Raw genomic sequence first — 26,160 nt, forward strand, 5'->3', positions numbered from 1 at the left:
TGGGGGCTCATCGGGGGCTCACTTGAGGCTGCCGATGGCCAGCCCGCCCTGCCAGTACTTCTGCAGGGACAGGAAGGCGATGATCAGCGGGATGATCGACACGAGGGAGCCCACAACGATGAGCATCCACAGGGACTCCCCGCCGCCGTTGTTCGCGCCGGCGAGGCCCTGGAGCAGGCCGATGCCCACGGTCACCGGGAACAGCGTGGAGTCGGACAGCATCGCCAGGGGCAGGAAGTAGTTGTTCCAGGTGGCCACGACGGACAGCAGCAGCACCGTGACGATCGCGGGGCGCAGCAGCGGCAGCGCGACCTGGAAGAAGGTGCGGAAGGTGCCGGCACCGTCGATGCGGGCGGCCTCCAGGATCTCGTCCGGCACGCCCTCGGCGGCGTAGACCCGCATGAGGTAGACCCCGAACGGGTTGAGCAGCGAGGGCAGGATGACCGCCCACACGGTGTTCGTCAGCTCCATGCGCGACAGCAGGACGAAGGTCGGGATGACCAGCGCGGTGGCCGGCACCATGACGGCGCCCAGCAGGACGGAGAAGGCGAGGTTGCGGCCGCGGAAGTCGAACTTCGCGAAGCCGTAGCCGGCCAGGACCGCCAGCACGGTCGAGCCGATGCCCCCGGCGAGGGCGTAGAGGAAGGAGTTGCCCATCCAGCGCAGGTAGATGCCGTTGTCGTAGGCGAACAGCGCCCGCAGGTTGTCCACCAGGTGGAAGCCGTCGGCGAACCACAGCGCACCGTTCGGGCTGGCGAACAGCCCGGTGGTGTCCTTGGTGCTGGCCACCAGCAGCCACCACAGCGGCAGCGCGAAGTACAGCACCAGGGCGAGCAGGAACAGGTTGCCCAGCAGCTTCGGGCGGGCGGCGCGCCCCCTGCCGGGGGTCCTGTCCGCCGGGTCGGGGCGGGCGGCGCGGCGGGACGGGGTCAGGACGGTCACAGGAAGCTCCCCCGCTTGCGGGTGGCGAACAGGAAGACGTAGACGCCGACGAACACCACGGCCCCGAGGGCGAAGGACAGCGCGGAGGCGTAGTTGAACTGCGCGAAGGAGAACGCGGTGGTGAAGGCGTACATGTTCGGCGTGAAGTCCGGCGGGATGGCCCCGTTGGAGATCCGGCCGAGGATCTGCGGCTCGGTGAAGAACTGCAGGGTGCCGATCACGGCGAACACCAGGATGAGCACGAGCGCGGAGGCCACCATGGGGACCTTGATGCGCAGGGCGACCTGCCAGGGGCTGGCGCCGTCGATCTTGGCCGCCTCGTAGATCGCCGGGTCGATGCCCTGCAGGGCCGCGTAGATCACGATCATGTAGTAGCCGGCCCACTGCCAGGTCACGACGTTCATCAGGGCGCCGAAGACGTGGTCGCGGCTCAGCAGCGACGGGGCGTCCGCGCCGAACAGCCCGAAGAGCTGGTCCAGCGGCCCGAAGTTGGGGCTGTAGAGGAAGCCCCACATCAGGGCGCCGATGACGGCGGGGATCGCGTACGGCACGAACATCATGAGCCGGGAGAACCGGCTGAAGCGGCTGGTCATCTCGTCCAGCACCAGCGCCGCGGCGAGGGAGACGAGCATCTGCACCGGGATGAGGACGAGGGAGAACTTCAGGACGAACCACAGGCCCTTGAGGAAGGCCGGGTCGGTGAAGGCGCGGGAGTAGTTCGCCAGGCCGACGAACTTCGTGCCCGTGGCCAGGCCCTTGGTGTAGAGGCTGAGGTAGAACGCGTACACCAGCGGCGCCACCAGGAACACGAGGAACACCGCGGCGAAGGGGGCGATGAAGAGCCAGCCCTTCGCGTCCTCGCGCCTGCGCCAGCCCGCGCTCCCGGAGCCCGCGGGCTCCGCCCGGCCAGCGCCCTGCCCGGGTGGGGCCAGGGCCACCCGCCCGTCCGTCCGTGCTGCCATCACCGTCTCGCCTTCGTGCGCCGTGGGGTGTCCGTGGCCGGTCCGGGGAGGGTGCGGGGCACCCTCCCCGGGCCGGCGTGCTCGTCGCCGGGGCGACGGGGTCCGGGGCGGCGGGTCGCCNCCCCGGACCGGGGGCTCACTCCTGGACCGTGAAACCCTGCTGCTTGCCGTAGGCGACCATGGCCTTCTGCAGGTCGTCGGCGGCCTGCGAGCCGGTCTTCTCGCCGTTGTTCATCGCGGTGATCTGCTTGGTGAACTCGGCGTAGAAGCTGGTCGAGTACGGGCTGTAGGTCGAGCCCTTGTACGCGTTGGCCGCCGGGATGTAGACGTCCTTGTTCGAGGTCTGGCCGCCGAAGAACTCGGCCTGGTTGTTCACGAACCAGTCCGCCTTCAGGATGCTCTGGTTGAGCGGGAAGATGACCTGGTCCTTCGCGCCCTGCTCCAGCGACTTGTCGTCGGCGTAGAGGCCCTTGGCGACCTCGGCGGCGAGCTTCTTGTCCTTGGCCTGGCTGGTGACGGCGAAGGTGGAGCCGCCCCAGTTCACGGACACGGGGTTGGCGGGGTCCCACTGCGGCAGCGGGGCCACGGCCCAGTTGCCCTTGTCGGCGCCGGCACCGGCGCCGGCGCCGGTGAGGTAGCCGGGCGCCCAGGCGGCGGAGATGTAGGTGGCGTAGTCGCCGTTCACGACACCGGAGATGTACTCGGTGGTGAACTGGTCCTGCTTGCCGACCAGGCCGTCCTCCACCAGGCCGCCCCAGTAGTCGAGCACCTTCTTGGCGGGCTCGGAGTCCAGGTCGATCTTCAGCTTGGTCTTGTCCGAGGCGTTGTAGTCCCACGGCTTCGCGCCGGCCTGCTCCATGAGGGCGACGGTCGGGGCGGGGACGTTGCTCGGGAAGTCGCCGAAGAGGGGGCCGCCGGCCGCCTTCATCTTCTCGGCCGCCGCGCGGTACTCGTCCCAGGTGGCGGGCGGGGTGATGCCGAACTTCTCGAAGATGTCCTTGCGGTACATCATCGCCATGGGGCCGCCGTCGACCGGGATGGCGTAGACGGCGTCGCCGCTGGAGACGTCCTTCCAGGCGCCCTCGCTGAAGTTGCCCTTCACCTCGTCGGCGCCGAACTCGGTGAGGTCGACGAGCGCCTCCTGGATGGCGAACACCGGCACGGTGTCGGCCTCGAGCATGATGACGTCGGGCGCGCCGGAGCCGGCGGAGACCGCGGTCTGGAACTTGTTGTACTCGTCGGCGCCCTGGCCGGCGTTGGTCCAGCAGACCTGGACGTCGGTGCGCGCCTCGTTGAAGTTCTTGACGACCTGCTCCATGTTCGGGTACCAGGCCCAGACGGTGACCTGGGGGGCGTCCTCGTGCGTGACGGGCACGCTGCAGGACACCTTGGCGCCGGAGCCGGCGGCACCGCCACCCCCACCGCCCCCGCCGCCGCAGGCGCTGAGCGAGGCGACGAGCGCTCCGGTGCTGAGGACGGCGGCTACGAACTTCCGGTTCACTGTGCTCCCTCTCGGTGTGACCGCACTGACGGCGTCGTCGTGCGTGGCGCTGGGTCCCGGTGGAGGGGCGTGACGGATCACGCCACGCCGGCCGGGGTGGCCGCCTGGCTGGAGGCGGGGATCGGGCCGCGCCGCGGGGCGGCGGTCCGGGTCCGGGGACGTCCCGGGTGGTCCAGGGCGCACCGCCGGGGCGGTCGCGCGACCTGTCGGTGGGTTCTCGGGCGCACCGCCGCCCCGGGTCCTCCTCGACCTGGGAGCCGCACGTCAGCGGGTGGGTACCCGCTGCGCGGTGCCGCTCGGCCTCTCGTCTTTACAACGTTGGAACGTTGTGAGCGTTATCATGCGGTCGTGCCGAGGCGGCTGTCAAGCCGACCGCGAACGCGTGATGTTTCCGTTACCAGGGAGCGTGATCCCGTTGCGGGGCAACGAGAAACGGGCGCGCCGACGTGGCCCGCGCCCGGTGTGGCCGGACGCTCACGCCGACTCCCGCCGCACGATGCCGAAGTCGACCTCGACGCGGCGGGCGGGACGCTCCCGGTCCTCGATGCGGCCCATGAGCACGTCCACGGCCGACTCGGCGATGTCCCGGCGCCCCGGGTCCACCGTCGTCAGGGCCGGCACGGAGTACATGCCCTCGTCGGTGTTGTCGAAGCCCATGACCGCGACGTCGTCGGGCACCCGCCGCCCGGCCGCCTGCAGGGCGTGGATCACCCCGATGGCCAGGGTGTCGTTGAAGGCGAAGACGGCGTCGAACCCCACACCGGACCCCAGCAGCGCCCGGGTGGCCTCGTCGCCCTCCCGCAGGTGCCACAGCTCCGCGGGGGCGAGCAGCCGCTCGTCCAGCGGGACGCCGGCCGCCTCCAGCGCCTCGCGGTAGCCGCGCAGGCGCAGCCCCGCCGAGCCGACGACCTCACCCGGGTGGACGCCGACCACGGCGATGCGGCGGCGGCCGGAGGCCAGCAGGTACTCGGTGGCGGCCCGGGCCGCGTCGACGTTGCGCATCGTCACGTGGTCCACGCCCGGGGCGAAGATCCGCTCCCCGAGCAGCACCAGGGGGGTGTCGATCCGCACCAGGTCGGCGTCCTCGCCGCCCAGGGCGAGGGGGCTGAAGAGCAGCCCGTCGACCATCCGCAGCCGCGCGCTGCCCAGCAGGTCGACCTCCCGCTGCCGGTCGCGGTTGGTCTGCTCGATGAGCACCACCATGCCGCGGCGCTCCGCCGCGCGGATGACCTCGTCCGCCAGCTCCGCGAAGTAGGGCAGGCGCAGCTCCGGGACCGCCAGCGCCAGGGCGCCGGTGCGCCCCGAGCGCAGCGTGCGGGCCGAGAGGTTCGGCTGGTAGTCGAGGGCGCGGATCGCCTCCTCGACGCGCTCGCGCGTGGTGGCGCGGACGTGGGGGAAGTCGTTGACCACGTTCGAGACGGTCTTGACCGAGACCCCGGCCAGCTTCGCGACGTCGCGCAGCGTGGCCGCGGCGTTCACCGGGACCCCCGCGGCAGGCCGGGCGCGGCGACGGTCCGGCGGTGGGGACGCGGGCGGGTCATGGGCGGTCCTCGGCGGTCGTCGTCGCTCCGGCGGGCCCGGGCCGGACCGCTGGTTACAACGTTGCAGCCACCCATCGTGGAACGCGCCGGGCCCGCAGGTCAAACAGCTCGTGCACCCTCCCCGGACGGGGATCGGCGCGGGCCTGCCCGGATGGCTCCAGGTGCCGCTCCCGGCGACCGATGGGAGGAGCTGGACCACGCCGCTCCCGGAGGAACCACCATGCCCAGGATCACGATCGGTCGCCGCATCGGCGCCGGCTTCGCCGTGCTCGTGCTGCTGATGATCGGCCTGACGACCATGGGCGTCGTGCGGGTCCAGGACATCGACGAGCGCCTCACCACCATCAACGACGTCAACAGCGTCAAGCAGCGCTACGCCATCAACTTCCGCGGCAGCGTCCACGACCGCGCCATCAGCCTGCGCGACGTCGTGCTGGCGGAATCCGCCGCCGAGGTGGACGCGGAGAAGGCGATCATCGCCGAGCTGGCGTCGGCGTACGCCGCGTCGGCGGAGAAGCTCGACGCCATCTACGCCACCGAGGGCATGGTGGACGCCGCCGAGCGCGACGCCCTCGCGGAGATCCAGCGCATCGAGGCGGAGACCCTCCCGCTGATCGAGCGGGTCGTCGCCCTCACCGAGGCCGGGGACGCCGGGAACGCGCACCGGGTGCTCATGACCGAGGCCAAGCCGCTGTTCATCGACTGGCTCGCCGCGATCAACGTCCTCATCGACATGGAGGAGGCGAAGAACACGTCGGAGAGCGCCGCCGCACGCGACATCAGCGCGGGGTTCCTCACGACCATGCTCCTCGTCTGCGGGCTCGCGGTGCTCGTGGCGGTCGTCGTCGCCTGGCGCACCACCACCAACCTCACCCGGCGCATCGGCCAGGCGGAGTCGGTGCTCGCCTCCGTGGCCGACGGCGACCTGACCCGCCGCCTCAGCCCCACGACCGACGACGAGCTGTGCCGCATGGGCCGCTCGCTCAACTCCGCCCTCGACGGCATCGGCGGAGCCCTGACCGCCGTCCGCAGCAGCGCCGAGGACCTCGACGGCACCAGCGCCCGCCTGGGTGAGCTGTCCGGCCGCATCGCCTCCGGCGCCGTCGAGTCCGCCTCGCAGGCCGGTGTGGTCTCCGGCGCGGCCGCCGAGGTGTCGCGCAACGTGCAGGGCGTGGCCGCCGGCTCGGACGAGATGGGCACCGCCATCCAGGAGATCGCCCGCAACACCAGCGAGGCGGCCGCCGTGGCGGGGCAGGCGGTGGAGGCCATGAGCTCCACGACGGCCACCGTCGCCCACCTGGCCGACTCCAGCCGGGAGATCGGCGAGGTCGTCAAGGTCATCACGGCGATCGCGGAGCAGACGAACCTGCTGGCCCTCAACGCCACCATCGAGGCCGCCCGCGCCGGTGAGGCCGGCAAGGGCTTCGCCGTCGTCGCCTCCGAGGTCAAGGACCTCGCCCAGGAGACGGCCCGCGCCACGGAGAGCATCTCCGCCCGCGTGCAGGCCATCCAGGCCGACACCGCGGGTGCCGCCGAGGCCATCACGGCCGTCACCGGGGTGATCGAGCAGATCAACCAGTACCAGACCACCATCGCCGCGGCGGTGGAGGAGCAGACCGCGACCACCACGGAGATGAGCCGCGGCATCGCCGAGGCCGCCGACGGCTCCGGCAGCATCGCCGCCAGCATCGGCTCCGTCGCCGACGTGGCGCGGCGCACGCAGGAGTCCGTGACGGAGGCCGAGCGCGCCACGGCCGAGCTGGCCGCGATGGCGGGGGACCTGAAGACCCTGGTCGGCCGCTTCCGCTTCTGAGCCGCCGCACCGCTCGTGGCCCCCGCTCCCGGGGGCCACGAGCGGTGCGGGCGCGGGGCGGCACCCCGGCGGCGTCGGGGCCGGCGCCTAGGCTTCCCGCATGTGCCGGAACATCCGCCCCCTGCACAACTTCGCCCCGCCCGCGACGGAGGAGGAGGTGCGCGCCGCGGCCCTGCAGTACGTCCGCAAGGTGTCCGGTGCCGCCCGGCCCTCCCAGCGCAACGCCGAGGCGTTCGAGCGTGCCGTGGAGGAGGTCGCCGAGGTCACCCGGCGGCTGCTCGCGGACCTCGTCACCACCGCCCCGCCGAAGGACCGCGAGGTGGAGGCGGCCAGGGCCCGCGAGCGCGCCGCCGTCCGCTACGCGCGCTGAGGAACGGGCGGCACCGGGCTCAGAACGGGATCTCCTGCCCGTCCTTGAAGAACCGCCCCGTCACCTCGAACGGCTCGCGCAGCAGCGCCAGCGCCCCGCGCGCCGACTCCTGCGGGGTGCCGGGCGCCTGCGGGCCGCCGAGGTCGGTGCGCACCCAGCCGGGGTCGAAGGCGTTGACGGCGACCTCGCCGCGCAGCTGCGCGGCCTGCACCATCACGAGGCCGTTGAGGGCCCACTTGCTCACCCGGTAGCTGCCGATGCCGGGCTCGGCCAGCGCGGCCAGGGTGCCCGCGCCGGAGCTGACGTGGACGATGCGCGGCTCCGCCCCCTTGCGCAGCGCCGGCAGCAGCGCCAGGACGAGGGCGTGCGGGGCGAGGAGGTTCACGGCGAGCGTCGCCTCCAGCGTCCCGGGCGGCTCCTCCTCCAGCACCGGCGCGCCGGAGAGCATGACCCCGGCGTTGCTGAGCAGGACGTCGAGGGCTCCCCAGCGCACGGCGACGGCGTCGGCGAGGACGGCCGGTGCCGAGGGGTCGGCGAGGTCGGCCGCGACGGTGGTGAGCCGGCCGTCGCCGCCCAGCTCCTCCTGCAGGGCGCGCAGGCGCCCGGCGTCGCGGGCGGTGGCGAGGACCTCGGCACCCGCGTCGAGCAGGTCGCCCAGGACCGCGCGCCCGACACCGCGGGAGGCGCCGGTGAGCAGGACCCGGCGGCCGGCCAGGTCGGCGCTCACGGTCGGCCCCGGCGTGCGGGGTGGGGACGTCGGGCGGTGGTCATCGTTCCTCCTGGGCTGGGCCGGTCCGGGCTCGGGCCCGGGCGGATCACCGTACGACAGCTCCTGAGAGCGCTCCCACGTGTGAACGTACCCACCGCCGCGGTGTCCTCCACGGGGACCAGCCGGGCCCCGTGCGGGCCGCGCGGACCCGCCGTCAGCCCAGCAGCGCGGTGACCTCCGGGGGCAGCGGCGCCCCCAGCTCGGCGCGCCGGTCCCGGTAGCGCCGCACCCCCGCCAGCTTCACGTCCTCGTAGCCGCGCACCAGGTCGGCGGCCTCCAGCACCGCCACCGCCCGCTCCAGCACCTCCGTGCCCGCCCCGCCCTCCAGCTCCGCCTCCAGCTCCGCGGCCAGCCGGCGCACCACGTCCTCCACCTCCGCCGCCAGCGCACGCTCCAGCCGCCGCACCCGCGCGTACCCGAAGGGGTCCAGCGCCGTACCCCGCAGCGGCCGCGCCGCCGCCAGCACCCGCAGCGCGGGGCGCCACGACGGGCCGAGGGCCAGCTTGCGCCGCATCCCCAGCGCCCGCAGCAGCGGCGGGTGCAGGTTGTACGTGGGACGCGCCGCCCCCGGCACCTGCGCCAGCACCGCCGCCCGCCCGGCCGGGTCGGTGAGCAGCCGCGCCACCTCGTACTCGTCCTTGTAGGCCCACAGCCGGTGCACGGCCCCCGCCACCGCCTCGCTGAACCGGGTCTCCGCCTCACCGGACCGGGTCTCCGCCTCACCGGACCGGGTCCCCGCCTCGCCGCCCGGCACCGCCCGGCGCTGCGCCGCCCAGGCCAGCTCCACCAGCTCCACGTAGCGCCGTGCCCGCGCCTCGCCGCCCCACGCCGCCATCGCACCGGCCCGCACGCCCACCAGCTCCCGGGTCCGCCCCGCCAGCGGCGAACCGGCCAGGAACCGGCTGCCGTCGGGCGCCGGGCGGCGCGCGCCCGCGGGACGGGTCGCCGCCGCGAACGCCGCCGGGTCGGCCACGGCCACCCGGCCCCAGCGGAACGCCGCGAGGTTGTCCTTGACGGCGACCCCGTTGGCGCGCACCGCCTCCTCGATGCTCCCCGCCCGCAGCGGCAGCGCCCCCGCCTGGAACGCGGCGCCCACCACGAGCAGGTTCGCCGCGACGGTGCTCCCGAACAGCGCCTGCGCCGCCGCCTGGGCGTCCAGCTCGACCACCCCGGCCGTGACCCCGCGCAGCCGGCCGAGCAGCTCCTCCTCCCCGGGGTGGCGCACCGAGGGGTCGTAGACCATCCCGCCGGTAGGGGTGCGGCTCGTGGAGGCCACCACGACGGTGCCCGGCCCGGCGACGGCGAGGTTGCGCGGGTCCGCCGCGACGAGCAGGTCGAAGGCCAGGACCGCGTGCGCGGAGCCGGCGGTGACGCGGTTGCCGCCCGCGCCGGAGCCCTGCGGGGTGAAGCGCAGGTGGGAGGTGACGGGGCCGGCCTTCTGCGAGAGCCCCGTCTGGTCCAGCCCGGCGCTGCGCAGCCCGTCGCGCAGGGCTGCCGTGGCCAGCAGCGCGTTCACCGTCACGATGCCCGTGCCACCCACCCCCGCGAGGAACACGTCGTGCTCCCCCTGCAGCGCGACGGGTTCCGGGTCGGGGACCGCGGGCGCCCGGCCGGCGGCCGGGGAGCGCTCCGCCGCCCGCCCGGGTTCCAGCCGGACCGTCACGAACGAGGGGCAGTCCCCCTCCAGGCAGGAGTAGTCCGTGTTGCACGAGGACTGGTCGATGCGCGTCTTGCGGCCGAGCGGCGTCTCCACCGGCTGCACCGACAGGCAGTTGCTCTTGCGGCCGCAGTCCCCGCAGCCCTCGCACACCGCCTCGTCGATGACGACGCGCGTCGTGCGCTCGGGCAGCTGCCCGCGCTTGCGCAGCCGCCGCGCCTCCGCCGCGCACATCTGGTCGTAGACGAGGACCGTCACGCCCGGCACCTCGCGCAGCAGCCGCTGCGCCTCGTCGAGGCGCTCGCGCGGCCAGACGAGGGTGCCCGGCGCGAACCGGGCGCGGCGGCCGTAGCGGGACGGGTCGTCCGCGCACACCACGGTGCGCACCACGCCTTCCGCGGCGAGCTTGCGGGTCAGCGCCGGCACGTCCAGGGCGCCCTGCGCGTCCTGCGCGCCGGTCATGGCGACGACCTGGTTGTGCAGGATCTTGAAGGTGACGTCCACCCCGGCCGCCACGCACGCCTGCACCGCGAGCTGCCCGGAGTGGAAGAACGTGCCGTCGCCCATGTTCTGGAAGACGTGCGGCACGTCCGTGAACGGTGCCTGCCCGATCCACTGCGCGCCCTCGCCGCCCATCTGCGTCAGGCCCGTCACCCGCGAGGTCTCCCGCGGGGAGATCGTCACCATCGTGTGGCAGCCGATGCCCCCGGCGCCGAGGGAGCCCTCGGGCAGGACCGTGGAGCGGTTGTGCGGGCAGCCGGAGCAGAAGTACGGGGTGCGCGGGGCCCCCACGGGCGTCAGCGCCAGCGCCACCCGCTCCCGGGGCAGCTCCACCAGCCCCGCCAGGACCCGGCGCAGCGGCGCGGTGAGGAGGTCGGCGGTCAGGGTCCCCCCGGCCGGCACCAGCGGGCGCCCGGCCGCGTCGCGCTTGCCGAGGACCGCGGGCGCGCCCGGGGTGCCGTAGAGCAGGTCCCGCACCTGCGTCTCGACGAAGGCGGTCTTCTCCTCCACCACCACCACCCGCTCCACCCCGCGCGCCAGGCGGGTGAGCACGGAGCGGCCCAGCGGGTACGGCATCCCCACCCGCATCAGCCGCACGCCCGCGCGGGACAGGGCGGCGTCGTCGAGGCCGAGGGAGGCCAGCGCCTGCCGCAGCACGTCGTACTGCGCGCCGGGCGCGACGAGGCCCAGCACCGCGGCGGGCGGGTCGAGGGTCACCTCGTCCAGCGGGTTCGCCGCCGCGTACGCCTCCACCGCGGCCCAGCGCGGCCCGAGCAGGTCGGCCTCCGCCAGCAGGCTGTCCGTGGGCACCCCCATGCGCCGCTGCGCGTAGGTCCACGGGCGGCCCTCCCACTCCAGCTCCGGCACGTGCGTGCGCACGGCGGCGAAGTCGCGGTCCACGGTGAACAGCCCGTCGGCGACGTCGGAGACGATCTTCAGCCCGACCCAGCAGCCCGAGGCCCGGGACAGGGCGATGCCGTGCAGGCCGAGCACGACGAGCTCCTCGGCGTCGCGCGGGTACAGCACCGGCAGGCCGTAGGCGGCGAGGGTGCGCTCGCTGACGCACGGCACCGTCGAGGACTTCGACGCCGGGTCGTCCCCGGCCAGGGCCAGCACCCCGCCGCGCGGGTGCGCCCCGTAGAGGTTGGCGTGGCGCAGCACGTCGCCGGAGCGGTCGACACCGGGGCCCTTGCCGTACCAGAGGCCCACCACCCCGTCGTGGTCGCGGAAGCCGCCCGGCAGCTCCGTCTGGCTGCCCCACACCGCCGTGGCGCCCAGCTCCTCGTTGACGGCGGGGACGAGGTGGACGCCGTGCTCGGTGCGCAGGGCGGGCACGGCCGCCAGGGTGCGGTCCAGCCCGGCCAGCGGGCTGCCCTGGTAGCCGGAGACGAGGGTCGCGGTGCGCAGGCCGGCGCGGGTGTCGCGGACGTGCTGCTCGGCGAGCAGGCGCGCGACGGCCTGCACACCGGTCAGCAGCACGGGGCGGGCGCCGGGGCGGTAGCGCTCGCGCGGGTCCAGCAGGGGTGCGGGGCCGGGGGCGCGCACGCCTCCCGGCGGCGCCTCGATCCCCTGAGGCGCCGTCCGCTCGATCAGGTGCTCGGTCACGCCGGACCTCCTCCTCCGGGTCCGCCATCGCCACCCGGAGCCGTCAGCGTGCGACCGGGTGCTCGGAGGCGTCAACATGGAGCGCGAGAACTGCGCACTCTGCCCAGCCGGACCCCGTCCGACCGACACGAGGTGACCACCGTGAGCAGCATCGACCGGCTCGACGCGGAACTGCTCGCGGCACTGTCGGAGGACCCGCGCCGCGGCATCAGCGACCTCGCGGCCCGCGTCGGCGTGGCGCGCAACACCGTCAGCGCCCGGCTGGCCCGGCTGGCGCAGGACGGCGTCCTCAAGGGCTACGACGTGCGGGTGGACCTGCCCGCCCTCGGGCTGCCCGTCACCGCCTTCCTGCACCTGCAGCTCGCCCAGGGCGGGCTGCAGGGGATCATCGACGCCCTGGCCCGCTTCCCCGAGGTGCTGGAGGTCTGCATCACCACGGGCCCCAGCGACCTGGTGGTGCGGGTGGCCTGCCCCGGCAACTCCGAGCTGCAGGCCCTGGTGCAGGAGGTGCTCGCGGTGCCCGGTGTCGTGCGGACCACCACGGAGATCGCCCTGACCACCCCCGTGCACTACCGGGTGGCGCCGCTGCTCACCGCCCTGACCGCCGGGCGCGGGCGGGGGCGGGCGGGCCGGGGCTGACGGGGGGGGCGCCCCACGCAGCGCCGTCCTGCGCGGGCCGTGCGAGAGTGGTGGTCCAGATCGGGTCGGGACCACGGCCCTGGGTGGACGGCGGAGCACGCAGCCCACCCAGCAGCCGAGCGCGCACCCGCGCGGAGGAGCCGCCCGTGAGCCCGTCCAGCACACCCCTGCCGCTGCGCGAGGCGACCCTCCCGTCCCTGGCGCACGGCATCGACGTCCCCCGCTACGACCGGGCGGCCCTGCGCCCCTCCGTCGTGCACATCGGGGTCGGCGGCTTCCACCGCGCCCACCAGGCCGTCTACCTCGACGACCTGGCCCGGCGCGGCGAGACCGGCTGGGGCGTCGTCGGGGTCGGCCTGCACTCGCGGGCCGTGCTGGACGCCCTGGACTCGCAGGACGGCCTGTACTCGGTGCTCACCCGGGGGCAGCGCGGCGACCGCGTCCGCGTCGTCGGCTCCCTCGTGCGGCGGCTCTTCGCCCCCGACGACCCCGCCGGCGTGCTGGACGCGCTCGCCGACCCCGGCACCCGGCTGGTCACCCTCACCATCACGGGCGCCGCCTACGCCACCGCCGACACCGCCGGGGACGGCACCGCCCGCGACGGCACCTTCCGGGGCAGCCCCGGCCCGCCGCGCACCGCGATGGACTACCTCGTCGCGGCCCTGGCCCGGCGCCGCGACGCCGGCACCAGGCCCTTCACCGTGCTGTCCTGCGACAACCTGCCCGGCAACGGCGCGGTCACCCGCGAGGCGGTGCTGGCCGCGGCCCGGCTGCGCGACGCCTCCCTGGCGGACTGGATCGCCGGGCACGTCGCCTTCCCCGCGGGCATGGTCGACCGCATCACCCCGCAGGCCGCCCCGGAGCACCGGGAGCTGCTGGCCCGCGAGCACGGGGTCGACGACCGCTGTCCCGTGGTCACCGAGCCCTTCAGCCAGTGGTTCGTGGAGGACCGCTTCGGCGGCGAGCGCCCCCCGCTGGAGGACGTCGGGGTCCGCTTCGTGCGCGACGTGCGGCCCTACGAGCTGATGAAGACGCGCCTGCTCAACGGCGCCCACAGCGCGCTGGGGCACCTCGGCGGGCTCGCGGGGCTGACGACGGGTGCGGAGGTGCTGGCCGATCCGGTGCTGCGGCGGTACACCGAGGGCTACCTGGCGGAGGCCGCGGCCGTGCTGGGGCCGGTGCCCGGGATCGACCTGGCCGCCTACCGCGGTGTCCTGGTGCAGCGCCTCTCCAGCGCGGCCCTCGCCGACAGGCTGGCCCGGCTGCGCCGGCGCGGCTCGGAGAAGATCGCCGCGTTCGTGCTGCCGTCCCTGCGCCTGGCCGTGCAGGAGGGCTCGGCGTGCGGGCACCTCGCCCTGGCCGTGGCGGCGTGGGTGCGGACCCTGCGCGGGCAGGACCTGTGCGGGCGGCCCGTGGCGGTGGACGACCCGGTGGCGCCGCTGCTGCAGCCGCTGGCCCGCACCTGCGGCCACGACCCGCGGCCCCTGCTCGCCGTGCGGGACCTCTTCGGCGACGCGGTGGACGACCCCCGCCTGGTCGAGGCGGTGCGCAGCGCCCTGCACGCCCTCGACACGGGGCCCTCGGCCGCGGCCCGCGCCTGCACGGCGACCGGCTCGGTGCAGGGCCCCGGCGCCCTGCGAGGATCCACCGCATGAGCGTTCCCGGTACCCGGCGCGGCGAGCGGCCCGCCCCCGTCGGCCTCGAGCGGCTCCGCGTGGTCCTCTGCGACGCCGACGACAACCTCTTCGGCTCCGAGATCCCCGCGTTCGAGGCGGCCACCGAGGTCACCAACCGGTTCCTCGCCGCGCACGGGGTGGCGCACCGCTACACGCCCGGGGAGCTGCGGCGGGCCGCGACGGGCATGAACTTCCGTGCCACCGCCGTGGCCCTGGCCAGCGCACACGGCGTCCCCGTCGCCCCCGACGTGCCGGGGGCGGGCTCCGCGGCGACGACGGGCCGGGCGCCCGGCGCGCCCGCCCTGGACGCCGCGGCCCTGGAGCACTGGGTGCGTGAGGAGCGCCGCGCCGTCACCGCGCACCTGCGCGAGGTCCTGCGCCCCGACCCGGCCGTCCTGGGCCCGCTGACGGCCGTGGCGGCCGCCTACGAGGTCGCCGCCGTCAGCTCCAGCGCCGACGCCCGCCTCGCCGCCTGCTTCGAGGTGACCGGCATGGCGGGGTTCTTCCCCGCCGCGCGGCGCTTCAGCGCCGAGGACTCCCTGCCCGTCCCCCGCGGCAAACCCGACCCGGCCGTCTACCGGCACGCCCTGGCCGCGCTGGGCGTGGAGGCGGAGGAGTCGCTGGCCGTGGAGGACTCCGTCGCCGGGGTGACCTCCGCCGTCGCCGCCGGCGTCCCGGTCGTGGGGAACCTGCAGTTCCTGCGGCCCGACGAGCGCGCCGCCCGCCACGAGGCGCTCCTGGGCGCCGGGGCCGGGGCCGTGGTGGCCTCCTGGGACGAGGTGCTGGACCTGCTGCCCCGCACCAGGCCCGCGCAGCCGGTGCCCGGCGCGCGCTGACACCCGCCCCTCAGTGCCCGGGGCCGCCCGCGGGCCGCCCGCCCGCGGGCGGCTCCTCCACGACGATCGGGCGCAGCTTCACCCACAGCGCGAACACCGCCGACGCCACCAGCAGCCCCAGGCCCGTCCACAGGTTCGCGTTCACCCCGTCGGCCTTGGCCAGGTCCGCGGGTTCCGTGGCCACCAGGCCCATCACGGTGAGGATGACGCCGTAGACGCCGAGCAGGGCGGCGATGACGGAGCGGATGTCGAGGGCGCCGGCCTTGTGGGCGCGGCCCCCCGCACCGGTGCCGGGGTTCGTCTCGGGGCTCACGGGTTCTCCCACCTCAGCCGTAGGCGACGTTCAGGGCGACGACGATGGCCAGCGAGATGCCCGCCAGCAGGCCGGGGCGGCGGTACCACACGGCGTTCTCCCCGGTGGCCTCCTCGCTGCGCTCGGCCTTCGGGGTGAGGGACCAGACCAGCCCGCGCAGCTCCGACTCCGGTTTCGGCCGGGTGACCAGGCTGACCAGCACGCTCAGGACGATGTCCACCACGAAGGCCAGGAACGCCCCGAGGAACGCCGCGCCCTGGCCGGGCAGCGAGAGCACCCCCGTCTCCTGCAGCAGGAACACCGTGAACGCCGTCAGGGTCCCCGCGACCAGGCCCACCCAGCCGGCCGTGGGGGTCATGCGCTTCCAGAACATCCCCAGGATGAACGTCGCGAACAGCGGCGCGTTGAAGAACGAGAACAGCTGCTGCAGGTACGTCATGAGGTTCTCGTAGCTCGCGGCGAAGAACGCCGTGCCGATGGCCCCGATGGTGCCGAGGACCGTCACGACCCGCCCGACGCGCAGGTAGTACCCGTCGGGGCGGCCCCTGCGGACATACTGCTGCCACAGGTCGTAGCTGACGACGGTGTTCAGGGAGCTGACGTTGGCGGCCATGCCCGCCATGAACGCCGCCAGCAGCCCGGTCAGCGCCAGGCCCAGCAGCCCGTTGGGCAGCATGTCCCGCATGAGCAGCAGCAGCGCGTCGTTGTAGTCCACGCCGCCGCCCTGACCGGCCTTGAAGTCCACCAGCTCCCGGACCTCCACGGCCGCGACCATGCCCGGGATGACCACGATGAACGGGACGAACAGCTTCGGGAACGAGCCGATGATCGGGGTGCGCCGGGCGGCGGACATGTCCTTGGTGGCCATCGCCCGCTGCACCTCGACGAAGTTCGTCGTCCAGTACCCGAAGGACAGCACGAACCCCAGGCCGAGGACGATGCCCAGCACGGAGAGGAAGTCGGAGGTGAACCCGGACAGGGCGTTGCCCGGCCACGCCGACAGCTGCTCCGCGCCCCCGGGGGAGGCCGCCACCCGCGCGGCGAGGCCGTCCCAGCCCCCGACGCGGTGCAGCCCGATGAGCGTCAGCGGCAGCAGCGCGGCGACGATGACGAAGAACTGCAGCACCTCGTTGTAGATGGCCGCCGACAGGCCCCCCGCGAACGTGTACGTCAGGACGACCACCGCGGCCGCGATGACCGCCACCCACAGGGGCCAGCCCAGCAGGACCTCCACCACGCTGCCCAGGAGGAACAGGTTCACCCCGGCGATGAGGACCTGCGCCAGGGCGAAGCTGACGGCGTTGACGAGGTGGGCGGCCGGCCCGAACCGCCGGAGCATGAACTCCGGGACGCTGCGCACGCCCGAGCCGTAGTAGAACGGCATCATCACGACGCCGAGGAACAGCATCGCCGGGACGGCGCCGACCCAGAAGTAGTGCATGGTCGGCATGCCGTACTGGGCGCCGTTGGCGGACATGCCGACGATCTCGATGGCGCCGAGGTTGGCGGAGATGAACGCCAGGCCCGTCACCCACGCCGGCAGCGAGCGCCCCGACAGGAAGAAGTCCAGGCTCGTGGACACCTGGCGCTTGGCCAGGTAGCCGATGCCCAGCACGAACGCGAAGAAGACGGCGATGATCAGGTAGTCCACGAACGCCGTGTCCAGCCGCAGGACCGCTCCGCCCTGGCCTGGTGCCTGTGCGAGCACGGTGCCTCCTCCCCGGGCATCGCTGCCCGGTGTCCGCCGCGGTGGTGGGGCGATCGTGGAGGAGGCGGCACCGGGAGGCAACCCGGCGCGCGGGAGTTCAGGCGCGCAGTTCCCGGTAGTCCGCCCGCAGCCGCTCCACCGCCGCGCGCACGTCGTGGCTGCGCGCCAGCCACCCCGGGCCCGCCAGCCGGGCGGAGGCCGCCGGCGGGTCCGCCAGGGCGTCGCGCACCGCCTCCACGACCGCCTCCACCCGCGCCGCCGGGGACGGCTCCCACCCCGCCGTCCCCGCCAGCACCGCGGGGTTCCCGTCCGGCGCGGACGCCGGGTACCAGTCGGGGCGCAGCGCGGCGGCGAGCGGGACCCCCGTGCCCACGGCCTCCAGCTCGCTCGCCGCGAGCATCCCGCTGCTCTGCCCCACCGCGAGCGTCGCCGACGCCAGCAGCCGCAGGAAACCCGCCCGGTCCGTGCGCGGCAGCAACCGCACACCCGCCGCCGCGGCCTCCCCCGCGCCCGGCCCCCAGTCGAGCCCCGCGAGCTCCACCTCCGCCGGCAGCGCCGCGCGCAGAGCCCGCGCCAGCGCCAGCTGCTCCGCGCCGCCCTTCACCGGCTCCCACCGGGAGGTGAAGAGCACCCGGGGCCGCTCGCGCGCCTGCGGCCGCCAGGGGGGGATCGCCGTCAGGTCCAGCGGCACGGGCAGGTAGCGGGCCCCGGGCCGGTGCGGCAGCACGTGCCCGGCGAGGTCCGGGGTGGAGAAGTACACGGCCACCGCCCCGCGCAGCGCCGCGCGCACCGGCGCCGTCCAGCGCGGCTCGTACTGCTGGCTGCGCACGTCCGTGCCGTGCACGTGCAGCACGTACCGCCGCCGCGTCCACGCCGTGTGCCGCACCACGCTCGCGTAGTGCACGTGCAGCAGGTCCGCCCGGGCCGCGCCCGCCCCGAGCCGCGCCGCCCAGCGCGCACCGGCCCCCACCTGCGCGGCGCGCCCGCGCAGCCCCGTCCACCGGCGGCCCCGCCCGGCCAGCGGCAGGTACTCCCACGGCAGGTCGCGGCGGTGGGCCTCCGCGACGAGCTGCACCGTGGTGGAGGCGCAGTCGTTGACGTGCAGGACCCGCGGCTCCGGTCCGGCAGCGGCACCGGGCACGGCTGCGGGCACGGCTGCGGTCACGGCGCGGCGGGCAGGTCCACGGTGCGCCCGCCGGCCGCCGAGCGCAGCACCGCGTCGGCGACCTCCACCACGCGCAGCCCCTCCGCCATCGTCACCAGGCACGCGGGCGCCTCGACGGCCCCCGCGGCGCCGGTCGCGGCCAGCACCGCGTCGCGGAAACCCTCCAGCTCCGTGCGCAGCGGCTCCGGTTTCGGGAACGCGAACCGCGTCACGTCGCCCTCCGAGACGCCCCGGAAACCCGCCAGCGCCTCCCACGAGACCGGCACCGACCCGTTGGCGTACAGCGTCAGGTCCGCCGTCAGCGTGTCCGCCACGAACGCCCCCGCCTCCCCCGTCACGACCGTCACGCGCTCCTTCACCGGCGAGAGCCAGTTCACGACGTGGTTGGTGATGGTGCCGTCCGCCAGCGACCCCACCACGACCGCGAGGTCCTCGTGCGGGCGGCCCGTGCGGTGCGCGGTGCGCGCCGAGACCGCCGCGAACGGGCTGCCGGTGATCCAGGCGGTGGAGTCGATGTCGTGGGTGCCGAGGTCCTTCACGACCCCCACGTCCCCGATGCGCGCCGGGAACGGCCCCTGCCGCCGGGTCTGCACCTGGTGGATGCGGCCCAGCTCCCCCGCGGCGGTGCGCCGGCGCAGCTGCTGCAGGGCCGGGTTGCAGCGCTCGATGTGCCCGACCGCGCCCACCACGCCCGCGGCCTCCACCGCCGAGGCGATGCGGCGCGCGGTGTCCGGGTCCTGGGCGAGGGGTTTCTCCACCAGCACGTGCACCCCGGCCTCCACCAGCGGCACGGCCACCGGCTCGTGCAGGGCCGTGGGCACCGCCACGACCGCGAGGTCCACCCCGGCCGCCAGCAGCTCCGCGACGTCCCGCACGAGGCGCACGCCCGGCGCGGCGCGGTGCGGGTCGCCGCCCACGTCCGCGACCACGACGAGCTCCACGCCCTCCAGGGAGCGCAGCACCCGCGCGTGGTGGCGGCCCATCGCGCCCAGGCCCACCAGGCCCGCGCGCAGCACGCGCCCGCTCACGAGCGCCCCGCCACGGCCGTCACGGCCTCCGCGACGGTCTCCACGTCGCCCTCCAGCAGCGCCGGGTGCACGGGCAGCGAGAGGACCTCGGCCACGGCGGCCTCCGTGTGCGGCAGGGGCTCGGGCACGCGGCCACCGCCGTCGGCGAACGCGGGCAGGCGGTGCACGGGCACGGGGTAGTACGCGGCGGCGCCCACCCCGCGGCGGGCCAGCGCCTCCACGAAGGCGTCCCGGTCGTGGCCGGGCACCCGCACCGTGTACTGGTGCCACACGTGCCCGGCGCCGGGGGCGGTGGCCGGCAGCACCACGCCGCGCTCCCGCGCACCGGCCAGGGCTGCGGTCAGGGCGGCGGCGTTGGCCCGGCGGGTGGCGGTGCGCTCGCGCAGGTGCCGCAGCTGCACGCGCCCGATCGCGGCGTGCAGGTCGCTCATCCGCACGTTCAGGCCCACGACCTCGTTGCGGTAGCGCTGCTCCATGCCCTGGTTGCGCAGCAGCCGCGCCATCCGCTCCACGCCCGCGTCGGCGGTGGTCACCATGCCGCCCTCGCCGGAGGTCATGTTCTTCGTCGGGTAGAAGGAGAACGCCGCGGCGTCGCCCATCGCGCCGGCCGCCTCCCCGTGCCAGGTGGCCAGGTGCGCCTGCGCGGCGTCCTCCAGCACCAGCAGCCCGTGCCGGCGGGCGGTCTCCCGCAGCCGCGTCATGTCCGCGGGGTGGCCGAACAGGTGCACCGGCACCACGGCCCGGGTGCGGGGGCCGACGACGGCCTCCACGGCCGCGGGGTCCAGGCAGAACGTGACGGGGTCGATGTCGGCGAAGACGGGCACCGCCCCCACGAGGCGGACGGCGTTGGCGGTGGCGGCGAACGTGAAGGAGGGCACGACGACCTCGTCCCCCGCGCCGACGCCGAGGGCCAGCAGCGCCACGTGCAGCGCGGAGGTGCCGGAGTTGACGGCCACGCCCCGCCGGCCGGGGACGGCCTCGGCGCAGAACTCCTCCTCGAAGGCCGCGACCTGCGGGCCCTGCACGAGGTGCCCGGAGGCGAGGACCTCCACGACGGCGGCCTGCTCCTCCGCGCCGATCTGCGGCGCGGCGACGGGGATGGCCCGGTGCGCGGGGCGCAGGTGGCCCCCGTGGCCCTGCCCGGCGGTGCTCACGCGCCCACCTCCGCCAGGGCGCCGTCGCGCTCGGCGTAGCGCAGCCCCGTGTCGGGGCAGCGCCAGCGGCCCGCGCCGCCGGGTCCGGTGCCCTCGGGCAGCAGCCGCGCGCCGGTGCGCCCGACCCACGCCACCCACCGGGCGGGCACGCCCGCGACGAGGGCGTGGGCGGGCACGTCGCGCGTCACGACGGCCCCCGCCGCCACCACGGCCCACGCGCCGACCTCCACGGGCGCCACGCACACCGCACGGGCACCGACGGAGGCGCCGTACCGCAGGACCACCCCCACGGGGTCCCAGTCGTCGGCGGACTTGAGCTGCGAGTCGGGGGTCACCGCCCGCGGCAGCCGGTCGTTCGTCAGGACCGCGGCCGGGCCGACGAAGACACCGGCCTCCAGCCGCGCGGGCTCGTACACGAGCGCGTAGTTCTGGATCTTGCAGCGGTCCCCGACGACGACACCGGCACCGATGTACGCGCCGCGCCCGACGGTGCACTGCGCACCGACCACGGCCCGCTCGCGCACCTGGGCCAGGTGCCACACGCGGGTGCCCTCCCCCAGGGTGCTGCTCGCGTCGACGTCCGCGGTGGGCTCGACCCGGGGTCCGGCCACCACCGCCGCGGCGGGCCCTGGAGGTGTCGTCATGCGGTGGAGTCTAGGAGCGGCCCGCACCGGGTCCCCCCGTCGGCACGCGCGGCGCCGGGGTGCGCGACCGGGCCCCGGGCTGGCGCCATGATGGGGACGCCCCCGCCGGTCGGGCCGGGGCCGGCACGGACGGAACGGCGGCATGGACCAGCTCAGCAGCGCACCGGAGGCACCCGCCCGGCCCGGGGGCCGGCGCGGCGACCCCGCGGGCGAGACGTGGGTCGTGGTTCCCCTGTACCAGGAGGCCACCGCGGTGGGGGACGTGGTGCGGGAGCTGCGCACCGTCTTCCCCCACGTCGTGTGCGTCGACGACGGCAGCACCGACGGCTCGGCCGCGGCGGCGCGGGCGGCCGGGGCGGCCGTGGTGCGCCACTGCGTCAACCTCGGGCAGGGCGCGGCGCTGCAGACGGGCATCGACTACGCGCTGAGCTTCCCCACCACCCGCCACGTCGTCACGTTCGACGCCGACGGGCAGCACCGGGTCGACGACGCCGCGGCGATGGTGGAGCGCCTGCGCCGCGGCGAGGCCGACGTCGTCTTCGGCTCCCGCTTCCTCGACGACCGCACCCGGCTGGACGGCCTGCGCCGCGTCGTGCTGCGCGGCGCGGTGCTCTACACCAACGCCACGACGGGGGTGCGGCTGACCGACGCGCACAACGGGCTGCGGGCGCTGTCGCGCACCGCCGCGGCGTCGCTGCGCATCACCCACCACCGGATGGCGCACGCCTCCGAGATCGTCGCGCAGGTGGGGCGCTCCCGGCTGCGCTGGGTGGAGCACCCCGTGGAGATCGTCTACACCGACTACTCCCGCGCGAAGGGGCAGTCCCTGCTCAACAGCGTGAACATCCTCGTCGAGACGATCCTCGGCTGAAGGGCGGGAGACACCGTGCTGCTCATCCAGGTCCTGCTGATCGCCGCCCTCGTCGCCGTCGGGGCGGTGCTGGTGCGCAGCACCGCCGACGCCCGCCACCAGGCCGTGCGGCGCCTGCTGCTGCTGGGGCTGGTGCTGCTGGCGGTCACCAGCGTCCTGGTGCCCGGCCTGGTCACGCGGGTCGCCTCCTGGCTGGGCGTGGGCCGCGGCACCGACCTCGTCCTGTACGGCACGGTGGTGGCGCTGCTGGGGTTCATGGCCTCCTCCTACCGGCGCTCGCGGGCGCTGGAGGCCCGCCTGGCGCAGCTGACCCGGCAGATCGCCCTCGACGAGGCGGGGGTGCCGCGCCCGGGGGACGCCCCGGCGCAGCCCCCGCTCGCCCCGGGGGGCCGGGCCCCGCAGGGACCGCCGGACGGCGGGGGCCCCGCGGCCTGAGGAGCCCCGCGCGCGGGGCCGCTCAGCCGAGGGCGGCGGCGATGGCCCCGTCCTGGTCGGCGGAGACGGCACCGGTGCCGCCGAAGACGAGGGCCGTCTCGACGGCGGAGCTGTTGCGGGCGGCGTCCTCCCGCAGGGCGCGCAGGGCCTCGACGGTGACGGCGGGCAGCGCGGCGCGGCGGGTCAGCAGCAGGGGCCCGGCGGTGAAGCCCATGACGGCCGACCCGGCGAGGGCGTCGGGCCAGTTCTCGCCGGTGGCGATGCCGACGGAGGTGCCGGCGTCCTCGAAGAACGCGCCGCCGGAGAGGAACTGGCGCGCCACCCGCGCCGAGGTGTCGTAGCGGTCGGTGCCGGCGACCGGCAGGAACGAGCGCTCGAACTCGCGGGAGGCGCGCACGGCGTCACCGCCGACGGCGACGACGTAGCCGGTCTCGACGAAGTTGCGCTGGACGATGTAGTCGCGCGTCACCGCCGGCATCGTGGCGCCCTGGCTGAGCAGGACGACGCCGACCGTCTCGCCGGAGGAGTTGTCCTGCACCCCCATGAGGGCACCGGCGGACAGCCCGTCGGGGTAGTTCAGGCCCGTCACGACGGCGACGTTGTCCGCTCCGGGCATCAGGCGGGCCACCTCGACGGCCGTGGCGTACCGGTTGGCGCCCTGCACCCGCTGGACCTTCACGCCGAGGTTGCGCACCGCCGTCTCGGTCTCCGGCGACAGCGCGCCGGCGCCGCCGACCAGGTACACCGTCCCGCCGGGGGTGAGGGCGCGGCGGATCTCGGTGGCGACCGCGGGCGCGAGGGAGGCGCGCGGGGTGAGCAGGAGGGGGCCGCCGCGGTCCGAGGCCAGCGGGCCGGCCGCGAGGGAGTCGGCGAAGTCCTCGGAGCGGGCGAGGACGACGTTGGCCGCGGCACCGTCGGCGAAGGTGGTGACGGAGGCGTTGACGGCGGTCTGGATGCGGTTCTCGCCGAAGACGCGCTGCACCTGCGGTGCGGCGGAGGCCGGTGCCGCACCGGCGACCGTCGCGGCGAGGCAGGCCGTCGTCGTGAGGGCGGCGAGGGCGGCGAGACGGGGCTGGGCGCGCATGGGGACCTCTCCTGGGCGTCTTCTCCCACGACCGGCGGGAGCCTGTGACGGTTCTTGCGCCCTCAGTGTCGCCGATGCGCCGACCGGGGGCCGACCCGGCCGCCGGACCCCTCCGGGCCACTCTCCCGGACCAGGGGATGACGCACAGCGCGACAGGCCCACTACTGTGCGCCCATGCGTATGACGGTGATCGGCTGCGGGTACCTCGGCGCGGTGCACGCCGCGTGCATGGCCGAACTCGGCCACGACGTGGTCGGCGTCGACGTCGACGTCGAGAAGGTCGCGGCCCTGCAGGCCGCGCGGGCGCCGTTCTTCGAGCCCGGGCTGCCGGAGGTCCTGGAGCACGCGACGGCCTCCGGGCGGCTGCGCTTCACCACCGACATCGCCGAGGCCGCGGGCTCGCAGGTGCACTTCGTCTGCGTGGGCACCCCCCAGCGCAAGGGCGAGTTCGCCGCCGACCTGCGCTTCGTCGACGCCGCGCTGACGGCCCTGCTGCCGCACGTGGGCCCGGGCGAGCTGGTCGTCGGCAAGTCCACGGTGCCGGTCGGCACGGCCGCGCGGCTGGCCGCTGCGCTGCACGAGAAGCAGCCCGGCGCCTTCCTGGCGTGGAACCCGGAGTTCCTGCGCGAGGGGCACGCGGTGGCCGACACCCTGACCCCCGACAGGTTCGTCTACGGCTTGCCCGAGGGCGGGGCCGGGGAGGCGGCCAAGGCGCTGCTGGACGAGGTGTACGCCGTGCCCCTGGGCCGCGGCACGCCCCTGGTGGTCACCGACTACGCCACCGCTGAGCTGGTCAAGGTGGCCGCGAACTCGTTCCTGGCCACCAAGATCTCCTTCATCAACGCCATGGCGGAGCTGTGCGAGACCGTCAACGCCGACGTCACCGCCCTGGCCGACGCCATCGGCCACGACGACCGCATCGGGCGCAAGTTCCTCAACGCCGGCCTCGGCTTCGGCGGTGGCTGCCTGCCCAAGGACATCCGCGCCTTCATGGCCCGCGCGGGGGAGCTGGGCGCCGACCAGACGCTGACCTTCCTGCGCGAGGTCGACTCCATCAACATGCGCCGGCGCATCCGGATGGTCGACCTGGCGCGGGAGGTGTGCGACGGCTCCCTCATCGGCAAGCGGGTGGCGGTGCTGGGTGCGGCGTTCAAGCCCGACTCCGACGACATCCGCGACTCCCCCGCCCTCAACGTCGCCGCCCAGATCCGCCTGCAGGGCGGGGAGGTCGTGCTGACCGACCCCAAGGCGCTGGACAACGCCCGCAAGGCCTACCCCGACATCACGTACGCCGAGACCGCCGAGGAGGCCGCCACCGGCGCCGACGTGGTGCTGCTGCTGACGGAGTGGCAGCAGTACCGCGACCTGGACCCGCAGGCCCTGTCCCGGATCGTGCGCAACCGCCGGATCCTCGACGGCCGCAACGCCCTGGACCCGGTCCGCTGGCGCGCCGCCGGGTGGACGTACCGCGCGCTGGGCCGCCCCCGCGGCTGAGGCGGGCGCCTCTCCACGAGGTGTCCACGCACCGTGCGCGCCACGTGCGCCGCGGTTGCACGCCCGCGGAGCCCGGCACGCCTACTGTGGACGGGTGCCAGCGGAACCCCCCTACCGCGACGAGCAGCCGACGCGCCTGATCCCCAGGACGCCGCCCGCCGCCCGCCCGGCCGCCCCGCGCCCGCCGGAGGCGGCGCCGGGGGTCGGCCTCCCGGACGACGGCTCCACGCGCCGCCTGCCCCGCACCCCCGGTGGTCCCGAGCGCACGCAGCGCCTGCCGCGCACCGGGCCGGGCGCCGCACCGCAGCCCGCGGGGCGGCAGCGCCCCGCCGCGCCGCAGCCGCCGCGGACCGCCGGCCCGCAGCCCGCCCAGGGCCGCCCGCAGCAGGGCCCGCGCCCCGTGCAGTCCCGTCCCGCGGGCCCGCCGGGCCGGCCGCACACCACCGTCCGCCGCCGGCGCCGGCCGCCGTGGGGCCTGGTCGCGCTGCTGCTCGTCGCCGTGCTCGTGGGCTACCCGGCAGTGCTCGGCTTCACCGCCTGGTCGAGGGTGCAGAAGATCGAGGCGCTGCCGGCCACCTCGCCCGCGGACACCCCCGGCACCACGTTCCTCGTCGTCGGCAGCGACTCCCGCGCCGGGCTGGACGAGGCGGAGCGCGCCGAGCTGTCCACCGGGAACGACGAGGGCCAGCGCACCGACACGATCATGCTGCTGCACGTGCCGGCGTCCGGCCCCGCGGCGATCGTCAGCATCCCCCGCGACAGCTACGTGCCCATCCCCGGCCACGGCCGCAACAAGATCAACGCGGCGTTCTCCATCGGCGGCCCGCAGCTGCTCGTGCAGACCGTGGAGTCGGTGTCCGGGCTGCACGTCGACCACTACGTCGAGACCGGCTTCGGGGGTTTCTCCGCCGTCGTGGACGCCGTCGGCGGGGTGGACATGTGCGTGCCCGCGCCCCTCAAGGACGAGCGCGCCGGCCTGGACCTCGCGCCGGGCTGCCAGACGATGGACGGCCCCACCGCCCTGGGCTTCGCGCGGTACCGCTACTCCGACCCGCTCGGCGACCTCGGCCGGGTCCAGCGGCAGCGGGAGCTGCTCGCGGCGATCATGTCGAAGGGGTCCAGCCCCGTGACGCTGGCCAACCCCGCGCGCTCCCTGCCCCTCGCCTCGGCCGGCGGCTCCGCCCTCACGCTCGACGAGGGCGCCTCGCCGTTGACGCTGCTCACGTTCGCGCGCGGCATGCGCAGCGCCTCCGGCACCGACGGCGTCTCCATGACCGTGCCGATCGAGAACCCCGCCCTGCGGACCCCCGCGGGCACCGCCGTGAAGTGGGACAGCGCGAAGGCGATCAGCATGTTCGACGCCCTCGAGCGCGACGACACCGCGGCGCTGCGCGGCCTCGCGGGCTGATCCCGCCCGCTCCCCGGCACACGCCGGGGAGCGGGCCGCAGGTG

General features: G+C 75.5%; 22 protein-coding genes. 9 read left to right on the forward strand and 13 right to left on the reverse strand.

Annotation, left to right across the window (positions count from 1 at the left end; genetic code table 11):
• Positions 1-18: 18 nt before the first annotated feature.
• The 4 genes from ACYQBY_RS14895 to ACYQBY_RS14910 form a co-directional block, all read right to left on the reverse strand.
• The gene (locus ACYQBY_RS14895; protein WP_459644663.1) at positions 19-942 is read right to left on the reverse strand and encodes a carbohydrate ABC transporter permease; all 924 of its coding nucleotides are present in this window, start codon (positions 940-942) and stop codon (positions 19-21) included.
• Positions 939-1,904: a carbohydrate ABC transporter permease gene (locus tag ACYQBY_RS14900; protein WP_459644664.1), complete on the reverse strand. Its 966-nt coding sequence runs from the start codon at positions 1,902-1,904 to the stop codon at positions 939-941. Before ACYQBY_RS14900 ends, ACYQBY_RS14895 begins: the two co-directional genes overlap by 4 nt.
• A 136-nt stretch (positions 1,905-2,040) precedes the next feature.
• Complete coding sequence (locus ACYQBY_RS14905; protein ID WP_459644665.1) at positions 2,041-3,405, reverse strand: ABC transporter substrate-binding protein; 1,365 nt, start codon at positions 3,403-3,405, stop codon at positions 2,041-2,043.
• Positions 3,406-3,879: 474 nt separating this feature from the next.
• Entirely contained in the window at positions 3,880-4,884 is a 1,005-nt protein-coding gene (locus ACYQBY_RS14910) for a LacI family DNA-binding transcriptional regulator (protein WP_459644666.1), read from the reverse strand.
• 282 nt (positions 4,885-5,166) lie between these two features.
• Between ACYQBY_RS14910 and ACYQBY_RS14915 the strand changes: the two genes are divergently transcribed.
• Positions 5,167-6,759, forward strand: coding sequence for a methyl-accepting chemotaxis protein (locus tag ACYQBY_RS14915; protein WP_459644667.1), 1,593 nt, complete (start codon positions 5,167-5,169; stop codon positions 6,757-6,759).
• Between the two features lie 100 nt (positions 6,760-6,859).
• Positions 6,860-7,129 (forward strand): DUF2277 domain-containing protein, encoded by a 270-nt coding sequence (locus ACYQBY_RS14920; protein ID WP_459644668.1) that lies wholly within the window; start codon positions 6,860-6,862, stop codon positions 7,127-7,129.
• Between the two features lie 19 nt (positions 7,130-7,148).
• Here ACYQBY_RS14920 and ACYQBY_RS14925 read toward each other — a convergent pair whose 3' ends face one another.
• Positions 7,149-7,856, reverse strand: a complete 708-nt coding sequence (locus tag ACYQBY_RS14925) for an SDR family NAD(P)-dependent oxidoreductase (RefSeq protein ID WP_459644669.1) — start codon at positions 7,854-7,856, stop codon at positions 7,149-7,151.
• Positions 7,857-8,052: 196 nt separating this feature from the next.
• The gene (locus tag ACYQBY_RS14930; RefSeq protein ID WP_459645095.1) at positions 8,053-11,601 is read right to left on the reverse strand and encodes an indolepyruvate ferredoxin oxidoreductase family protein; all 3,549 of its coding nucleotides are present in this window, start codon (positions 11,599-11,601) and stop codon (positions 8,053-8,055) included.
• 201 nt (positions 11,602-11,802) lie between these two features.
• On the opposite strand from ACYQBY_RS14930, the gene ACYQBY_RS14935 reads away from it, so the two are divergent.
• The 3 genes from ACYQBY_RS14935 (at position 11,803) to ACYQBY_RS14945 (ending at position 14,812) form a co-directional block, all read left to right on the forward strand.
• Entirely contained in the window at positions 11,803-12,300 is a 498-nt protein-coding gene (locus tag ACYQBY_RS14935) for an Lrp/AsnC family transcriptional regulator (protein WP_459644670.1), read from the forward strand.
• A gap of 146 nt (positions 12,301-12,446) precedes the next feature.
• Positions 12,447-13,955, forward strand: a complete 1,509-nt coding sequence (locus ACYQBY_RS14940) for a mannitol dehydrogenase family protein (RefSeq protein WP_459644671.1) — start codon at positions 12,447-12,449, stop codon at positions 13,953-13,955.
• The gene (locus tag ACYQBY_RS14945; protein WP_459644672.1) at positions 13,952-14,812 is read left to right on the forward strand and encodes an HAD family hydrolase; all 861 of its coding nucleotides are present in this window, start codon (positions 13,952-13,954) and stop codon (positions 14,810-14,812) included. Before ACYQBY_RS14940 ends, ACYQBY_RS14945 begins: the two co-directional genes overlap by 4 nt.
• 10 nt (positions 14,813-14,822) lie before the next feature.
• Here the strand turns inward: ACYQBY_RS14945 and ACYQBY_RS14950 are convergent, their stop codons facing one another.
• The 6 genes from ACYQBY_RS14950 to ACYQBY_RS14975 all read right to left on the reverse strand — a co-directional run bounded on the left by ACYQBY_RS14950 (position 14,823) and on the right by ACYQBY_RS14975 (position 20,824).
• Positions 14,823-15,125 (reverse strand): hypothetical protein, encoded by a 303-nt coding sequence (locus ACYQBY_RS14950; RefSeq protein WP_459644673.1) that lies wholly within the window; start codon positions 15,123-15,125, stop codon positions 14,823-14,825.
• Positions 15,126-15,138: 13 nt separating this feature from the next.
• On the reverse strand, positions 15,139-16,833 hold the full coding sequence (locus tag ACYQBY_RS14955; RefSeq protein WP_459644674.1) for a sodium:solute symporter family protein: 1,695 nt from the start codon (positions 16,831-16,833) through the stop codon (positions 15,139-15,141).
• A 97-nt stretch (positions 16,834-16,930) separates the two neighbouring features.
• On the reverse strand, positions 16,931-17,998 hold the full coding sequence (locus ACYQBY_RS14960) for a glycosyltransferase family protein (RefSeq protein WP_459644675.1): 1,068 nt from the start codon (positions 17,996-17,998) through the stop codon (positions 16,931-16,933).
• Positions 17,995-19,026: a Gfo/Idh/MocA family protein gene (locus ACYQBY_RS14965; protein ID WP_459644676.1), complete on the reverse strand. Its 1,032-nt coding sequence runs from the start codon at positions 19,024-19,026 to the stop codon at positions 17,995-17,997. The genes ACYQBY_RS14960 and ACYQBY_RS14965 overlap by 4 nt, the downstream gene beginning before the upstream one ends.
• Positions 19,023-20,180: a DegT/DnrJ/EryC1/StrS family aminotransferase gene (locus ACYQBY_RS14970; RefSeq protein WP_459644677.1), complete on the reverse strand. Its 1,158-nt coding sequence runs from the start codon at positions 20,178-20,180 to the stop codon at positions 19,023-19,025. The genes ACYQBY_RS14965 and ACYQBY_RS14970 overlap by 4 nt, the downstream gene beginning before the upstream one ends.
• Positions 20,177-20,824, reverse strand: a complete 648-nt coding sequence (locus tag ACYQBY_RS14975; RefSeq protein ID WP_459644678.1) for an acyltransferase — start codon at positions 20,822-20,824, stop codon at positions 20,177-20,179. The genes ACYQBY_RS14970 and ACYQBY_RS14975 overlap by 4 nt, the downstream gene beginning before the upstream one ends.
• Before the next feature lie 142 nt (positions 20,825-20,966).
• On the opposite strand from ACYQBY_RS14975, the gene ACYQBY_RS14980 reads away from it, so the two are divergent.
• Both ACYQBY_RS14980 and ACYQBY_RS14985 read left to right on the forward strand, forming a co-directional pair.
• Positions 20,967-21,695: a glycosyltransferase family 2 protein gene (locus ACYQBY_RS14980; RefSeq protein WP_459644679.1), complete on the forward strand. Its 729-nt coding sequence runs from the start codon at positions 20,967-20,969 to the stop codon at positions 21,693-21,695.
• Between the two features lie 15 nt (positions 21,696-21,710).
• Positions 21,711-22,130 carry a DUF2304 family protein gene (locus ACYQBY_RS14985; protein WP_459644680.1) on the forward strand — a complete coding sequence of 140 codons (420 nt, stop codon included), beginning with the start codon at positions 21,711-21,713 and terminating at the stop codon, positions 22,128-22,130.
• 22 nt (positions 22,131-22,152) lie between these two features.
• Here ACYQBY_RS14985 and ACYQBY_RS14990 read toward each other — a convergent pair whose 3' ends face one another.
• Complete coding sequence (locus ACYQBY_RS14990) at positions 22,153-23,214, reverse strand: cell wall-binding repeat-containing protein (protein WP_459644681.1); 1,062 nt, start codon at positions 23,212-23,214, stop codon at positions 22,153-22,155.
• A gap of 174 nt (positions 23,215-23,388) precedes the next feature.
• Between ACYQBY_RS14990 and ACYQBY_RS14995 the strand changes: the two genes are divergently transcribed.
• The gene (locus ACYQBY_RS14995; protein WP_459644682.1) at positions 23,389-24,708 is read left to right on the forward strand and encodes a UDP-glucose dehydrogenase family protein; all 1,320 of its coding nucleotides are present in this window, start codon (positions 23,389-23,391) and stop codon (positions 24,706-24,708) included.
• Positions 24,709-24,802: 94 nt separating this feature from the next.
• A complete protein-coding gene (locus ACYQBY_RS15000) occupies positions 24,803-26,116 on the forward strand; it encodes an LCP family protein (protein ID WP_459644683.1) in 1,314 nt (437 codons plus the stop codon).
• Positions 26,117-26,160: the final 44 nt, after the last annotated feature.

It is taken from the genome of Kineococcus anabasis (genome assembly GCF_054590795.1).

What these genes read in the sequence shown, in the direction of transcription:
- ACYQBY_RS14995 (WP_459644682.1), top strand. Translation starts at nt 23,389, where the DNA reads ATGCGTATGACGGTGATCGGCTGCGGGTACCTCGGCGCGGTGCACGCC.
- ACYQBY_RS14980 (WP_459644679.1), top strand. Translation starts at nt 20,967, where the DNA reads ATGGACCAGCTCAGCAGCGCACCGGAGGCACCCGCCCGGCCCGGGGGC.
- ACYQBY_RS14975 (WP_459644678.1), bottom strand. Translation starts at nt 20,824, where the DNA reads ATGACGACACCTCCAGGGCCCGCCGCGGCGGTGGTGGCCGGACCCCGG.
- ACYQBY_RS14945 (WP_459644672.1), top strand. Translation starts at nt 13,952, where the DNA reads ATGAGCGTTCCCGGTACCCGGCGCGGCGAGCGGCCCGCCCCCGTCGGC.
- ACYQBY_RS14990 (WP_459644681.1), bottom strand. Translation starts at nt 23,214, where the DNA reads ATGCGCGCCCAGCCCCGTCTCGCCGCCCTCGCCGCCCTCACGACGACG.
- ACYQBY_RS14900 (WP_459644664.1), bottom strand. Translation starts at nt 1,904, where the DNA reads ATGGCAGCACGGACGGACGGGCGGGTGGCCCTGGCCCCACCCGGGCAG.
- ACYQBY_RS14920 (WP_459644668.1), top strand. Translation starts at nt 6,860, where the DNA reads ATGTGCCGGAACATCCGCCCCCTGCACAACTTCGCCCCGCCCGCGACG.
- ACYQBY_RS14915 (WP_459644667.1), top strand. Translation starts at nt 5,167, where the DNA reads ATGCCCAGGATCACGATCGGTCGCCGCATCGGCGCCGGCTTCGCCGTG.